1 protein-coding gene is annotated in these 559 nt (G+C 72.6%); it reads left to right on the top strand.

Going from position 1 to position 559, the window contains the following annotated elements:
- On the top strand, positions 1-361 hold a 361-nt coding region (locus tag AC5RUJ_RS18080), incomplete at its 5' end, for a LysM peptidoglycan-binding domain-containing protein (protein WP_494156496.1).
- Positions 362-559: the final 198 nt, after the last annotated feature.

The raw sequence follows: 559 nt of genomic DNA, 5'->3' as shown, positions 1-559 counted from the left end.
CGCGGCCGGGACCGGCGCGTCCAGCGCCGCCGTTGTGGATCCCCGGTGGCAGCCGGACGGCCTGGCCGGTCCGGTAAACCCTCCGGTGGACCCCTCATGGAAGCCCGCTCCGCCGGCCGCGGCCCCGGGCGCCGTCGCCAAGCCGCCAACCCGGGAAGCCTCTGACACACCCCGGATGGTTACCGTCACCGCCGGGGATTCCCTCTGGCAGCTCGCGGCCGCCGAACTGGGCGCGCTGGCGACCGACGTGGAGATCGCCGAGCGGTGGCCGGAGTGGTATGCCGCCAACCAAACCCTCATCGGTCACGACCCCTCCCTGATCAAACCCGGGCAAACGCTCGTCGTACCTCCCCCCGGATAGAAGCTTTCCGGAAGCGGCCGTCAGACGCACACGGGAGCCGCGCCGTGTGGCGCGGCTGGAAGCCAAGGCAGTACCAGTGGAAGGAAGGGCAGGACATGGACAACGTGCGACACCTCCCGGCCGTGCAGACGCCGGAAAAGGAAGCCGCGGCGGGCGCGTGCCCTGACGCGCTGGCACCGGCGAGCGGGGCGCCCCGGC

This window comes from Arthrobacter sp. Y3223164, from assembly GCF_059091005.1.
The sequence above is the reverse complement of the archived record's forward strand: the minus strand, read 5'-3'. Positions and strand labels throughout refer to the sequence as shown.